Origin of the sequence: Sphingomonas sp. TZW2008 (genome assembly GCF_002117915.1) — a bacterium.
Lineage (GTDB): Bacteria > Pseudomonadota > Alphaproteobacteria > Sphingomonadales > Sphingomonadaceae > Sphingomonas.
This window is the reverse complement of record NZ_BDJB01000015.1, coordinates 31,764-45,737: the sequence shown is the minus strand read 5'-3', so window position 1 is coordinate 45,737 and position 13,974 is coordinate 31,764. Positions and strand designations below refer to the sequence as shown.

Below are 13,974 nucleotides of genomic sequence, written 5' to 3'. Positions count from 1 at the left end.
GTCGAACAATAACACGACTGGCGATTTCGTTCCAGAGGGGCGCGGCTGTGGCCGATTAGGTGGGCGGCGCAGGCGATGACGAAGCTGCTGTACGCCTTCCTCCTGTTCGTCACGGCTCTTTCGCCGGCAAGTTGTGCTCGAGATCGAGATGCGACACCGGCGGTCGCGCAGGCGAGCGGCTGTGTTGCCTTCTCGCCTGGCGGAGATCAGCCGAAGGTCGCGGCGCCGATGGCGGGGCGGCTGACCAGGATTTGCTACCGGAGCTACGCGGTGGGTTTCTCCGGCCTCTCGGGCACGCCGCTTTGGTCCGCTGAGCGCCTGAGGCGCGCAGGCGTTCTCGCGGCCCGACAGCTCGAGCGAACGGGCGAGTTTTTCGAGGACGGCAACGTCCCTGGGTCGGACCGTTCCCACCTTTCTGATTTCAGAGGGTCGGGTTTCGATCGCGGGCACATGGCTCCGTCGGGCGACATGCCGACGCAGGAAGCGCAGCAGGAAAGCTTTTCCCTCGCGAACATGGTTCCGCAGGATCGGGACCTGAATCGCTATCTCTGGGCGGACGTGGAAAGCGCTGTCCGGGATCTCGCGGTTCGTGAGGGTGCCATCTTCGTGGTGACGGGGCCGGTGTTCGATCAGGGCGATCGCCTCACCGCGCTCAGGGGCAGGGTGCTTGTACCCTCGGCAGTCTTCAAGGCGGTGTACGTGCCCGGAAAGGGGGCTGCGGCCTATCTGGCGGACAATGACGCGACGCCGCGCCTGCGTTTCGTGTCGATCGGTGACCTAGAAGATCGCACCGGCGTAAACGCTTTTCCGGCTTTGTCGAAAGCGGAGCGTGTAAACCGTCTGTGGTTGCCATCCGTCCGCTCGAACTCGCCGCAACCCGAGTTTGCGTCGTGAGTGGCTCGTTTCGTGCGTTCGCGGACGATCGCTCGCTCGGCGTCGGGCGGCTCACGATCGAGAACAGCTCGGACCGAGTTGCGCTCTATGGTGATATCGACTTCCAAATCGATGCTGTCGGCCTGGAGCGCGCGCGCGACCTGAAGACCGTCGTCGACTCGATCGTGCTGGCGCTCGAGCAAGCATCGACACTTCCGGAACGGGCCGCTGCGGCTCCCGTCACCGATGTTCCGAATCCGTTTCAAGGGGAGAGTTCAGGTGGGAAAGGCAACGGTTAGTCTATGCGCGGCCGCGCTCGTGGCCAGCTTGATGGCTCCTGCGACCGTGTGGGCGCAGAAGATGGGCAAGGGCGGCACCATGGTGAACGAGAACATGGAGCTGCCAAAATGCGCGGCGCCAATCGGGACTGTGGCGCTCGTGGAGTCCAAAAAGCAGGACAATGCCAGCGGGCAGTTGCCGCCCGGCATGGCGGCGTTGATGAACTTGGCTCGCGCACAGCAGGGCTACTCTACCGCAACGGCTGATCCGATCCCGCTGCTCAAGATGATTATGGCCCAGAGCGCCTGCTTCCAGGTCGTGGACAGGGGTGAGGGGTTCGACGCTCTCCAGCGGGAGCGGATGCTTGCGGCCGGTGGGCAGACCGCGGGCAGTACCGGTGGGCCGACAATTACCGCCGCAGATTATATGCTGACGGCGCAGATCGTTTATCAGGACGAAGATGCCGGCAGCCGGGGAGGGGCGTTGGGCGGGCTTGGCGGAGGCTTCGGCGGTCTAGGCGGTATCAAGCAGAAGAAGCTCGAAAGCCAGACGATGCTGACGCTGGTGTCGGTGAAGACCGGAATACAAGAAGCGGTTGCCACCGGCTCTGCGCGTAAGCGGGACCTCAAGATCTTGGCAGGCGGCCTTACGGGTCTCGGGCTCGGCTTGGTTGGAGGTGGGGACAGCACCGACATAGCCAAGGTGACATCCGCAGCTCTTCTGGACGCCTACGCCAAGCTTGTCCCTCAGGTTCGCGCTGTCCGGGACCGCCAGGTAGCTGTAACGACGGTGACCCCAGCCCAAGGCTCAAATTGATCGCATCGAACAGGTTCTGTTTTCTTTGGGGGAGGGGGGCAATGGGACTTGATGATCGGGATTACATGCGCGACCGCTACCGCGCTCGATCGGGCGCAGGGCCGACACGCTGGAATGACAAAAAGGCGCGAGTAGAGCGTGGATGGTTCGACGAGATTAATCGCGGCCATGATTATCAGCGGGGTCGCTTCCGTGGCGCCGTGCTGAAGCCCCATCCGGCGCAGGGCCTGATCCTATTGCTCTCGTTTGTGGCGATGGCGATTCCTGCCGGCTTGCAGCTTAAACGAGCGGGTTGGCTTCTTCCCGATCGAGAGCCGGAGGTTGCCTTTCCATCGAACGGCAGTGTCGCCGTTGCCGAAGACGTTGACCCGAGTTCCGCAACATCGACTCTGGGCGTTCAGGCCGGAGATGCAAACGCCGTAGTGCAGCTCCGCCGGCGATCCGATGATCGGCATGTAATTTCGATCTTTGTTCATCGGAATAGTGAGGCGTCCATTGCTGTTCCACCAGGTACATACCGCGTCGCGCTTATTGAAGGTCAGCGGTGGCATGGTCCCACCCGATATTTCGGCTCCTCAACGACTCATGAACTTGTCGCCGACGAAATGACCTTCGGCCCCCGGTCGGGTCACGTCATAACTTTAGTTCGTCGTCCCGACGGCAATTTGCCTACTCGACCGAGCCTGTCGACGCCCGAGCCGCTATAACGGTGCTCAAGCAAGTGCGGCGAAGAGATCCGGCGCTAGGTGAAGCTCGCGGACCGCACGGGATAGGGCGACGTAGAGAAGATTGACCTCCTGGTCCATCTCCTCGGTCTTGTTCGGATCTGTCTGGCGGCGCTTGACGAACTCGCTAGAGGCTGTTATGGACTTGTGAGCGAGGCAGATTCATCCGGGGTTGGATGAGCATTTGCCGTAAGCCGTACCCGTCTGACGTTGGCGACGAGGAGTGGTCGCTGGTAGTCCCGTATCTACTTTTGCAGCGTGAGGATGCCGGGCAGCGGGAGCATGACCTGCGCGAGGTGTTCAACGGCCTTCGCTACATCGTGAAGACAGGCGCGCCGTGGCGCTGGATGCCGAACGACCTGCCACCTTGGGCAGCGGTGTACCAGCAGACGCAGCGCTGGCTGGCGGCGGGCTGCTTCGAGGCGATGGTGGACGATCTGCGGAGCGTACTGCGGCTGGCGGCAGGGCGAAAGGCCGAACCCGGTGCCGCGATCATCGACAGTCGAACGCTGCGTTCCACGCCGGAGAGCGGCGAGCGTGCGGGCTATGACGGCGGCAAGCGCAAGAAGGGCTCGAAGATCCACATAGCCGTCGATACGCTGGGGCACCTGCTTGCGCTGCACGTTACGCCAGCCAGCGCTGACGATCGTGGCGAGGTTGAACGGCTTGCCCGCACCGTGCAGGCTGTCACCGAAAACCATGTCGAAGTCGCCTATGTCGATCAGGGTTATACCGGCGAACGGGCCGCCAACGCCGCGGCCGAACACGGCATCTCGCTCGAGGTCGTCAAACTGCCGGAAGCCAAGCGCGGCTTCGTCCTGCTGCCGCGGCGCTGGGTGGTGGAGCGTTCATTCGCTTGGGCCACCCGCTTCCGGCGCCTCGTCAAAGACTATGAACGTTATCCCGAAACACTCGCCGGACTTCACGTCGTCGCTTTCGCTTGTCTCATGATGAAGCAGGCTGCCACACTCGCTGCAGGTTCATAACAGCCTCTAGGGTTCTCGAAGTCGTCCAGTACATATACGACGTCCCACTCGCGCCCCTTCGAGCGGTGTGCGGTACTGACCACTAGTTCAGCTTCCGCCTCGTCGTCTTTGTGGTGTCCCTTCAAGCGCTCGAGCAGCGACGGTAGCCGATCGCCATGCTTCTGGATGATGTCGCGGAGGCGGCGAGCCTCACCGTCGCCGATCTCGGCAGCGTGATCGAGTGCCCGCCAGCTCGAGAAGCGCTGGACGCCGGGGTCGAGGACATCGCCCAATCGCCCTTTCCAGAGCGCGTATGCGGAAAGTAGCTGCCGGGTTAGGTCTGCGAGGCCGCCCACAAGGTGGAAGGCGCGATCGATGTTGACGAGGCTGTCGAACAACCGCGCGTTGGTTCGGGCGAGGATCGCGGTGCCCCGGCCAGGGCGGACCCTGCCAGTATAGCGGGAGACGGTGGTTTCGCGCGCGGGGTTGCCCTTGATCTTGGCTCTCGGCGGCCGCGAGCTGTGGCGCAGGACGTAATTAGCGATCCGGGCGATCTCTGGGCCAAAGCGCCAGCTTTGCGTAAGCGGAAGCTCAGGCGCATTGAAGGCGTCCATCGCGTCGACTGCGCCACGAAAGCGGTAGATTGATTGCCATGGGTCACCGACCACGACGGTTGGCAAGTTCGCTTTCTCGACGATCGAGATGAGCACCGGGGAAAGGTCCTGGCTCTCGTCCAGGAGGAGGTATTTGTAGGGACCTTCGATGCGATGGTAGAGCTCGAAGCGCTTCAGGTAGAGGTCGTGGGTGATAGCGTGTTGATGCTCCTCGAAGCGGAGCATTTCGCCCGTGACGGCCGCAGCCATGCGGCGGATTTCCAAACGCTGGCCTTCGGTCTTGGCCGTACAGTGCTCGGGCTTGAATACGGCGCCGGCATCCATGGCGAAGTTCTCGATCGTCCGGATCACGGCCGTCCGGACCTGACCGTCCGTCATGCCGGCGACGCCGTCCAAGTGCTGCTCATAGGGCCTGAGATGCTCCTGCCGAAGCTTCGGAACGACGTTACCGCGCCTGCGAATATCTAGCGCGCGATAGGCGAAACTGTGAGCCGTTCTCGTCTCGCAGCATGGCGGAAAGCGCCCGCGGGCCTCGTCGGCAATCGAGCGATTGAAGGCGAGATAGAGGCTCGGCATCGGCCAAGCCCGAGCATACCGCTCCAAGGTCGACGTCTTCGCGCAGCCGGCGAAGGCGCTGACTTTGATTGTCTGTGTCGGCCGTCGGGCGATGATCGCTTGCTGTTCTTCGGTGAGCTTCATTGTGCCGTCGGGCAGGTCAGTCGCCGCCTATGTCCTCGTCGATGGTGACCAGGGCGGCTTTCGCCAGAGCCACGGCATCGTGCGCTCCGTCAGCGATCTCCAGCAATACGGTCGTGCGAAGCTCGGCCGCGCCGGCTGCTGCGGCCTCGGTGTCGTGGGTGGCCAGGGTGCGAAGCCGGTCCACCTCCATTTCGACCTCTGCGACGGTCATGCTTTTCCTCTGATGTGAGCTGCTCGGAGAGTGCCACGTCGGGAGAAATCCGCATAGTCGGGAACGTGAGGTCAGACGGTCCCAACGCTGTCGAAACCGAGGGTCCTAGAACTCTGTCGATCAGGTCGGGATCGAGCATCTCTCCGGTGCGGAGCGGAAGAGCGCCTGTCGCGCAGTCGATCGCTGCCTGCAGGTGACAAGCCGTGAGGCTCTTGTCGTCGGGAAGCGCGTCCAGGATCGCCAAGGCGTCTTGCATGAGCGAAATCGCGCTCGCCTTATCGATATCGCCCATCCCGTCCCTCCGTTCTCGACCAAGGTAGTGTCGAGGGCGAGGGGCCAAAGAGCTGATGTGATCGAATTGGATCGGATCCGGTGCGATCTAGCTGGCAGAGCCGGACGCGACGGAACGATCTTAAACCGCCTTGACCGACTCCGACCTTTTACGGAACATAAAGGGAACGAGTCGAGTCTAGAGTCCCATGTTCCCCGTTTCCGATTCTCTGCCGTCCACCATAGCCCAGCTTCGCGCGGTCGCGAGCCCGCTTTCGGACTTCCGCGTCCTGCCGTTTGGCCTGGATCAGATCGATGGGCGGCTTGGGGCAGGGGGGCTGCGTGCGGGGGCGCTCCATGAAGCGGCCGCTCTGACGGCATCCCTCGTCGACGACGCGGCCACGAAGCTATTTCTCGCCGGAATTGCGGCACGGGAAGCGCAAGCGAGCGGGGGACCAGTGCTATGGGCGAGTTGCCGTACCGACCTCTATGCTCCCGGGTTGGCTCAGGCAGGTCTACCAGCGGATAGCGTCATCTATGCTCAGCCGCGGGATGACGCGGCGTTGCTCGCCGTTGTCGAGGACGCGGTCCGGGACGGCACGCCATCGGCAATCGTCGCTGAGGCATCGAAGGTCTCAATGGTTGCGACACGGCGGCTTCAGTTGGTCGCGGGCGAAGCTGACATTCCGGTGTTGCTCCTCCGGCGCCGGAAAGCGCGAGACCAAGACCCGCTGGCGGAGCCTTCGGCGGCGTGGACGCGCTGGCGGATCGGGAGCGCGCCGTCGGAGCGGCTTGCGGTGCAAGGCGTCGGCCGACCGCGCTGGAGTGTCGAGCTTGCTCGGCAGCGGGGCGGTGAATCCTTTTCTCTGATCGTGGAGGGCAGCGATGAGACGGGTCGTCTCGCTGTTCCTGCCGCACTTGGCCATCGAGCGGCTGAGACGGCTGGAACGGTCCGCCACGCGGCTGCCTGACCGGCTTCCGCTCCAGCTACCCGTCGACGACGATCCAGGTGCCTGCTCCGTTCCGCGTGGCGGCGGCTGGCGGCCAGGCGCGCGCTGGGCGCCGGATGAGCTACCATCACGGGGTGACGTCGAGGCGCAGATAGCGACCTTGCCGACGCACGCGCAGCCGCCCATGCGCGAGCTCGGCCGGCGCTCTGAGGCGGCTAGTCACCCCTACAAGGCAGCGACATCGACGCCGCGTATCAGCGCGCCCTTAGCGAAGCCGCTTGAGCACGCGCCCCTGGCGCTGATCGACAAAGTCGGCCGGCGCGAGGAGGTGGTCGCCGCGTGCGACGACGCGCGTGCGCTGGGCGTGCATCCCGGCATGGCAGCGACCCACGCACGCGCGCTTGTGTCGGATCTCGATTTCCGTCCGGCCGAACCGGAAGCCGACGCCGCGCTGCTCGACCGCCTTGCGCTCCTCGCGGTGCGCCGCTGGTCGCCGATCGCGGCCGTTTCTCCGAAGGATGGCCTCTGGATCGATCTTGCCGGTTGCGAGCACCTGCACGGCGGCGAGGAGAGGTTCTGCCGGCGTCTGATCGCCTTCTGCAGGCGGGCAGGCTTCACGGCACGCGTGGCGGTCGCGGACACGCCCGGCGCGGCGCACGCGCTCGCGCGCTACGGCCGCGGCGACCTGATCCGAGCGGCGCCGGGTGCAACCGCCAGCGCGCTTGCGCTGCTGCCGATCGCGGCACTGCGGCTCGCTCCGAGCGCGCTCAGCGCCGCACGGCGCTTCGGCTTCGAGACGATCGCGGATCTGTTGCCGGTCGCGCGCGGTCCGCTCGCGCGCCGCCTCGGCCTGCCGGCGATCACGCGGCTCGACCAGGCGCTGGGCGCGGTCGCGGAGCCGATTACGCCGCGTGAGGATGCCGAGGTGCCGCTCGTCGAGCGCCGGCTGCTCGAGCCGATCGGCACCGCCGAGGCGATCGAGCAGGTCATGGGCGACCTGCTGCGCGACCTCGCCAACGTGCTGCAGGAGCGCGGGATTGGCGCGCGCGCGCTGCGGCTTACCGGCCTGCGCGTCGATGGCACCGAGCAGGTGGTCGCCGTTGGCACGTCGCGGCCGACGCGGGAGGTGCCGCACCTGCTACGGCTGCTGAAGCTGAAGATCGAGCGAATCGACCCGGGCATGGGCCTCGAGCAGTTCTGGCTCGTCGCCCCGCATACCGAGCCGCTCGACGCGGTCGACCTCGGCGCGGTGCTCGCCGGCGAGGCGCTGGTGCGGGACCCCGCCCGGCTCGTCGACGTGATCGCCGGCAGGATTGGCCCGCGTGCCGTCTTCCGGGTGGCGCCGGTCGAGAGCCACGTGCCCGAGCGAGCCGTCACTCGCTCCGACCCGAACGAAATGCCTGGACCTTGGCCGAAGTGGCCACGACCCATCCGGCTTTTCGCGCGACCCGAGCCGCTCGCGCGCGTGATGGCGCTGATGCCCGACCAGCCACCGCGTCGCTTCGAGTGGCGCGGCAAGACGTACAAGATCGTCGCCGGCGATGGGCCCGAGCGTGTCCATGGCGAGTGGTGGCGCCGTGATGCCGAGGTGTGGGCGGTACGCGACTATTACCGCGTCGAGGACGATGCGGGCGGCCGCTTCTGGGTGTTCCGCCGTGGCGACGGCTTCGAGGACGACACCGGGGACCTTTCCTGGTGGATGCACGGGGTCTTCGGATGACCCACTATGTCGAGCTGCAGGTGCTCACCCACTTCTCGCTGCTGCGCGGCGCATCGTCGCCCGAGGAGCTGTTCGCGGCCGCGGCGCTGCTCGGCTATCCCGCGATCGGCGTCAGCGATATCGGCACGGTCGGAGGCGTCGTGCGCGCATGGGAGGCGCAGAAGGCCACCGGCGTGCGCTCGATCGCCGGCACACGCGTGGATCTCTCCTGCGGCCGGCGTCTGCTGCTCTACCCCACCGACCGCCCCGCCTGGTCGCGGATCACGCGGCTGCTCACTGTCGGCAAGAAGCGGGCAGGGAAGGGCGGATGCCTGCTCCACTGGCACGACCTCGAGCCATGGTCCGAGGGCGTCATCGCCATCCTGCTGCCGCACGAGGCAGACGATGAGAACCTGGCCGCGCTGAAGGACCTCAAGGCGGTCTACGGGCGCCGCGGCTACATGGCGCTCTACCAGCGGCGCCGGCCGGGCGACGCGGTCCGCATCGACGCACTCGCACGACAGGCGGGCGGCGCCGGCGTGCGCGCCGTCGTGACCGGCGCCGTGCTCTACCACGCGCCCGAGGCACGGCTGCTGCAGGACGTCGTCACCGCGGTGCGCGAGAAATGCACCGTCGACGAGCTCGGCTACCGCCGCGAGGTGAACGCCGATCGAGCGCTGAAATCGCCGGACGAGATGGTGCGCCGCTTCCGCGCCTATCCCGATGCGCTGCAGGCGAGCGTCGACATCGCCAAGCTCTGCGCTTTCGACCTCGGCGAGCTGGCCTACCAGTACCCACACGAGCGCCTGATCGAGGGGCTGACGGCGCAGGAGGCCTTGCAGAAGCTGGCGACCGAGGCGGTCGAGCGGATGTTCGACGGCAACGTGCCGGAGGCCTACACCACACAGATCGCGCATGAGATGCGGCTGATCGGCGAGCTGGGCTACGCGCCGTATTTCCTCACCGTCTATGCCATCGTTCGTGAGGCGCGCCGGCGCGGGATCCTGTGCCAGGGCCGTGGCTCGGCCGCGAACAGTTGCGTATGCTTCGTGCTCGGCGTGACCTCGATCGACCCGATCAAGCACGAGCTGCTGTTCGAGCGCTTCGTGTCGGGCGAGCGACGCGAGCCGCCCGACATCGACGTCGACTTCGAGCATGAGCGCCGCGAGGAGATCATTCAGTGGATCTACGAGACCTACGGGCGTGACCGCGCCGCGCTGACCGCGGTCGTGACCCGCTACCGCGCGCGCGGCGCGGTACGCGACGTCGGCAAGGCGTTGGGCTTGCCGGAGGATTTGACTTCCTCGCTGGCCGGGCTGGTCTGGGGCTGGTCGGCGGAGGGCGTCGGCGAGAAGCAGGTCGAGGAGCTGAACCTAGACATTGCCGATCGGCGGCTGCGGCTGACGCTGGACCTCGCGCGCAAGCTGATCGGCGTGCCTCGCCACATGTCACAGCACCCGGGCGGCTTCGTGCTGACCCATGATCGGCTCGACGATCTGGTGCCGATCGAGCCCGCGGCGATGGAAGACCGCCAGATCATCGAGTGGGACAAGGACGACATCGACTCCCTCAAGTTCATGAAGGTGGACGTTCTCGGCTTGGGGATGCTCGGCTGCATGAACCGGGCCTTCAACCTGCTCGAGCAGGACAAGGGCATCCGCGTCGGGCTGGCCGACCTGCAGGACGACGATCCTGACGTCTATGCCATGATCCAGAAGGCGGACACGCTCGGCACCTTCCAGATCGAGAGTCGCGCGCAGATGAGCATGCTGCCGCGGATGAAGCCGCGGCGCTTCTACGATCTCGTCATCCAGGTCGCGATCGTGCGGCCGGGTCCGATCCAGGGCGACATGGTCCACCCCTACCTGCGCCGACGCGAGGGTCTTGAGCGGCCGGAGTACCCGCGCCCCGAGCTGCGCGCGGTGCTCGAGAAGACGCTCGGCGTGCCGCTCTTCCAGGAGCAGGCCATGAAGGTGGCGATCGTCGGCGCCGGCTTCACACCTGCCGAGGCGGATCAGCTGCGCCGCGCCATGGCGACCTTCAAGTTCACCGGCGGGGTCAGCCACTTTAGCGAGAAGCTGATCGAGGGCATGGTCGCGCGCGGCTACCCGCGCGAGTTCGCCGAGCGCACCTTCCGCCAGCTCGAAGGCTTCGGCTCCTACGGCTTTCCCGAGAGCCACGCCGCCAGCTTCGCCAAGATCTCCTACGCGTCTTCGTGGATGAAGCACCACCATCCCGACGTCTTCTGCGCCGCGCTGATGAACGCGCAGCCCATGGGTTTTTACGCGCCGGCGCAGATCGTGCGCGACGCGCGCGAGCACGGCGTCGAGGTTCGTCCCCCCTGCGTCAACGCGAGCCGGTGGGATTGCACGCTCGAGCGGACAGGCGGCCGCTACCTGGCCGTGCGGCTCGGCCTCAGGCAGATCCGTGGGCTTTCGAACGCGGATGGCGCCAAGATCGTCGCGGCGCGCAGCACGACGGCCTACGAGAGCGTCGAGGACGTGTGGCGCCGCTCCGGCGCGCAGCGCGCCGCGATCGAGAAGCTGGCGGACGGCGACGCCTTCCACAGCTTCGGCGCCGATCGCCGGCAGGGGCTGTGGAAGGTGAGGGGGCTCGGCGAGGCGCCGCTGCCGCTTTTCGCCGCAGCCGATCGTGCAGCCGAGACGCAGAGCGCCGAGGGGATCGAGCCAGAGGTGCAGCTCCGCTCGCTCACCGACGGCCGAGAGGTGATCGAGGATTACCGCAACCTGCAGCTGTCGCTTCGCGCGCATCCGCTGTCGTTCGTGCGCGACGAGCTGACACGGCGCGGCGTGACGCGCTGCGCGGATCTCTCCAGCGTGCGCGACGGCCGCTACGTCGAGGTCGCCGGCATCATCCTCGTCCGCCAGAAGCCCGGCTCCGCCAAGGGCGTGCTGTTCATCACGATCGAGGATGAGACCGGGATCGCCAACGGCATCCTCTGGCCCGACCGTTTTGAGGCGCAGCGCCGCACCGTGATGTCCGCCTCCATGGTCGGCCTAAAGGGGCGGGTGCAGAAGGAAGGCGAGGTCATCCACGTCATCTGCGACCGCATCGTCGACCACGGCGACCTTCTCCACCGCGTCGGCGACATGTCGTTCCCGCACCGCACTGGCCGCGGCGATGCCGCCCAGCACCCCGGCTCGCCCGACCGTGGCGACAAGGAGTGGAGCCCGGAGCCGCGCAACTGCTACTGGCCGCCCCATGCGGAGGGCATGGATCCTGAGGACGTCGTGCGCTTCAAGTCGCACGACTTTCACTGATCCGTGTCGACGCTGCCGCGGCACCAGCGCGTCGTGATCGCGCTGTCAGTGCACATCCTGCGCGCCGGCGTGGCAAAATGCTCGGAGACAACGGTCGACGGGATCGAGGTGCGCCTGGCGCTGCGCTGCCTGCTGCCGCACTGCCCTGAGCGCTGGCCGCGCGAGCTCTACTGGGACGCCGCCTCGCAGACCAACGAGATCGGGCGCGCGCAGGGCGTGACCGCGGCCTTCAACGGCATCGTGCGGCAGCTGCGGAAAGCGGGGCGGTACGAGGACGTTTCGCCGTTGTGAGCGGATCGTTTGCCATGGGCGCCCGGCCGTCCATGTTAGTCGCCAAAACGTAGACAGGCAATGTCATCTCGAAGCTCTTCTAGGTCGTGACCTCATCACAAGCCGCTATTCATAGATTGCGTCCAGACGGAACTTTTGGCGGTCCGCTTTGAGTTGACGGCCGTTCCGTCTCATTCTGCCCTGCCGATCGCACGCGACCAAAGCTAGTCCTTGGGCCGGAGATCGCTACCATCGTGTCGGAGCCCGTCTTCATAGAGCCTGATGCCGTTTCCGTTGCGCTGCGAACCGCGATGTCGTAGATTCATGTTACGTTCCGATGGGCGGGCTTTGAATGGCAGATGGCAGTGCAATTGAATGGACCGATGCGACGTGGAACCCGGTAACGGGTTGCACGAAGACCACTGCTGGATGTGACAACTGTTATGCGGAGCGCTTCTCGGAGAGATGGCGCGGGATCCCCGGCCATCCGTTCGAGCACGGCTTCGATCTGACGCTCCGTCCGGAGCGGCTGGGTCAACCGCTTGCCTGGAAGCGGGCGCGTATGATCTTCGTGAATTCAATGAGCGATCTCTTCCACAAGGAGGTGCCGCGCGCGTTCATTGACAGAGTGTTCGACACGATGGAGCGAGCCGACTGGCACGTCTTCCAGGTTCTGACGAAGCGCAGCTCGCTGATGCGGGACTATCTGCGGCGCCGTTACCGCGACGCCGAGCCGCCCGCCCACATCTGGTTGGGCGTATCAGTTGAGGATGGACGATCGCGCGCGCGGATCGGGCACCTGCGGCAGGCGCCCGCTGGTGTCCGCTTCCTGTCGGTGGAGCCGCTGATCGGGCCAGTCGGCGAGGTCGATCTCACCGGCATCCATTGGGTCATCGCCGGCGGCGAGAGCGGTCCAGGCGCCCGCCCGATGGCGATCGAATGGGCACGCGAGATCCGCGACATGTGTGCGGCGCAAGGGGTAGCCTTCTTCTTCAAGCAATGGGGCGGCATCAGGCCCAAGACCGGCGGACGTGAGCTCGATGGTCGGGAGTGGAATGAGATGCCGAGCCAGGTGGCGGCATGATCGAAGTCGAAGTTCCCCCGCACTACGCCGGCCGCGAGCAGGCCTTCGTCAAGCACCACTTCCTGCGCAACTATCTTGAGCGTCTGGTCCACAAGATCGCCAGCGCCTATGACGAAGTCATCTACATCGATGGCTATTCAGGCCCATGGAAGAGCGGGGATGAGGCCTACGGAGACACGTCTTTCGGTATCGCCCTGCAAAGCATGACCGCGGCTCGCCAGTCGTGGCTGGAAATACCCCAGAAGCGCCGGTCGGTCAGGATGACTGCTCATCTGGTTGAGAAGCAGGCGGAGCCATTTGCGGAACTGGAGACGATCGGGACCAGTTTTCCAGACGTCACCGTCCACCCACATCACGGCGACTTCCTTGCGCTGGCTCCGAAGATTGCGACGCGCATCCCAAGCCGGGCATTTTCGTTCTCGCTGATCGATCCCAAAGGTTTCAAACTCGATCTCGAAGCGCTCCGTCCTCTGTTGGCGCGACCTCAAAGCGAGGTCGTCTTCAATTTCATGTATGACTTTGCCAACAGATTCACGTCGCTTGGCAGCCTAGGCGACACCTATGACCGCCTTCTCCCCGGTATCGACTGGCGGTCCCGTCTTGCCGCTGACGACGCTCTTGGTCCGACGGAGCGTAAGGCGGCCTTCCTTGCCTGCTTCAAGGAGGCGGTGATGTCGGTGGGTGGCTATAAGTATGTCGCCGACGTCGACATCCGCTACCCCGGCACGAACCGCACGTTCTATTTCCTGGTCTATGGCACGCGTGAGCCACCGGGCATCGCTGTGTTCCGCGACTGTCAGATCAAGGCATTGGAAACGCAGTCGTCGATTTCGGGACAGCGTTCCTTTCAGAAGCGTGAGACCGCTGGGCAGAGCTCGCTGTTCGACAGCACGTGGGAGACCGCGCCTGTATCCCATCGCCAATTTCTTGACGACCAAAGAGCGGCCGCCAGGTCATCGCTGCTCGACATCGCGGCATCTGAAACTGGAATACAGTGGGGCAAGGTCTGGCCTCGGCTGCTTGCCGATCACGCGATCCGCAAGACGGATGCCGGGACGATGGCTGCTGAGTTGAGGAAGTCTGGCGTGATCGCATTCAGAGGATGGGAACCGAATAAGCGCATTCCAGCGGACAATTACGAGCTTAGCGATGTGTGAACCGTCGCCCTGAAAGTCAGATTCCCGGAGAACAGGCTCGGTTTTCCTGAATCTTGGCTAACATCTGGAGAGCAACTTTCA

At 65.3% G+C, this 13,974-nt stretch carries 13 protein-coding genes; 11 read left to right on the top strand and 2 right to left on the bottom strand.

Annotated features, from left to right (window positions below):
- The first annotated feature begins 75 nt into the window (after positions 1-75).
- From B7L05_RS15680 to B7L05_RS15660, 5 genes are all read left to right on the top strand, one after another.
- The gene (locus B7L05_RS15680; RefSeq protein WP_085811241.1) at positions 76-894 is read left to right on the top strand and encodes a DNA/RNA non-specific endonuclease; all 819 of its coding nucleotides are present in this window, start codon (positions 76-78) and stop codon (positions 892-894) included.
- A complete protein-coding gene (locus tag B7L05_RS15675; protein WP_085811240.1) occupies positions 891-1,172 on the top strand; it encodes a hypothetical protein in 282 nt (93 codons plus the stop codon). Before B7L05_RS15680 ends, B7L05_RS15675 begins: the two co-directional genes overlap by 4 nt.
- Before the next feature lie 31 nt (positions 1,173-1,203).
- Positions 1,204-1,968: a CsgG/HfaB family protein gene (locus tag B7L05_RS15670; RefSeq protein WP_179187245.1), complete on the top strand. Its 765-nt coding sequence runs from the start codon at positions 1,204-1,206 to the stop codon at positions 1,966-1,968.
- 41 nt (positions 1,969-2,009) lie between these two features.
- The gene (locus B7L05_RS15665) at positions 2,010-2,675 is read left to right on the top strand and encodes a hypothetical protein (RefSeq protein WP_085811236.1); all 666 of its coding nucleotides are present in this window, start codon (positions 2,010-2,012) and stop codon (positions 2,673-2,675) included.
- 194 nt (positions 2,676-2,869) lie between these two features.
- Positions 2,870-3,679, top strand: a complete 810-nt coding sequence (locus tag B7L05_RS15660) for an IS5 family transposase (protein WP_085811234.1) — start codon at positions 2,870-2,872, stop codon at positions 3,677-3,679.
- Here the strand turns inward: B7L05_RS15660 and B7L05_RS15655 are convergent.
- Both B7L05_RS15655 and B7L05_RS15650 read right to left on the bottom strand, forming a co-directional pair.
- Positions 3,616-4,971, bottom strand: a complete 1,356-nt coding sequence (locus B7L05_RS15655; RefSeq protein WP_085811232.1) for a UvrD-helicase domain-containing protein — start codon at positions 4,969-4,971, stop codon at positions 3,616-3,618. The genes B7L05_RS15660 and B7L05_RS15655 overlap by 64 nt on opposite strands.
- Positions 4,972-4,987: 16 nt before the next feature.
- The gene (locus tag B7L05_RS15650; protein ID WP_085811230.1) at positions 4,988-5,182 is read right to left on the bottom strand and encodes a hypothetical protein; all 195 of its coding nucleotides are present in this window, start codon (positions 5,180-5,182) and stop codon (positions 4,988-4,990) included.
- A 479-nt stretch (positions 5,183-5,661) separates the two neighbouring features.
- Here B7L05_RS15650 and B7L05_RS17780 point away from each other — a divergent pair, with 479 nt between their 5' ends.
- The 6 genes from B7L05_RS17780 to tcmP all read left to right on the top strand — a co-directional run bounded on the left by B7L05_RS17780 (position 5,662) and on the right by tcmP (position 13,893).
- On the top strand, positions 5,662-6,423 hold the full coding sequence (locus B7L05_RS17780) for an ImuA family protein (RefSeq protein ID WP_256926799.1): 762 nt from the start codon (positions 5,662-5,664) through the stop codon (positions 6,421-6,423).
- Complete coding sequence (locus B7L05_RS15640) at positions 6,338-8,122, top strand: DNA polymerase Y family protein (protein WP_256926798.1); 1,785 nt, start codon at positions 6,338-6,340, stop codon at positions 8,120-8,122. Before B7L05_RS17780 ends, B7L05_RS15640 begins: the two co-directional genes overlap by 86 nt.
- Entirely contained in the window at positions 8,119-11,382 is a 3,264-nt protein-coding gene (locus B7L05_RS15635; protein ID WP_085811228.1) for an error-prone DNA polymerase, read from the top strand. The genes B7L05_RS15640 and B7L05_RS15635 overlap by 4 nt, the downstream gene beginning before the upstream one ends.
- A 3-nt stretch (positions 11,383-11,385) precedes the next feature.
- Positions 11,386-11,673, top strand: coding sequence for a hypothetical protein (locus tag B7L05_RS15630; RefSeq protein WP_085811227.1), 288 nt, complete (start codon positions 11,386-11,388; stop codon positions 11,671-11,673).
- Positions 11,674-12,004: 331 nt separating this feature from the next.
- The gene (locus tag B7L05_RS15625; protein WP_085811225.1) at positions 12,005-12,736 is read left to right on the top strand and encodes a DUF5131 family protein; all 732 of its coding nucleotides are present in this window, start codon (positions 12,005-12,007) and stop codon (positions 12,734-12,736) included.
- Positions 12,733-13,893 carry a three-Cys-motif partner protein TcmP gene (gene tcmP / locus B7L05_RS15620; RefSeq protein ID WP_085811224.1) on the top strand — a complete coding sequence of 387 codons (1,161 nt, stop codon included), beginning with the start codon at positions 12,733-12,735 and terminating at the stop codon, positions 13,891-13,893. The genes B7L05_RS15625 and tcmP overlap by 4 nt, the downstream gene beginning before the upstream one ends.
- Positions 13,894-13,974: the final 81 nt, after the last annotated feature.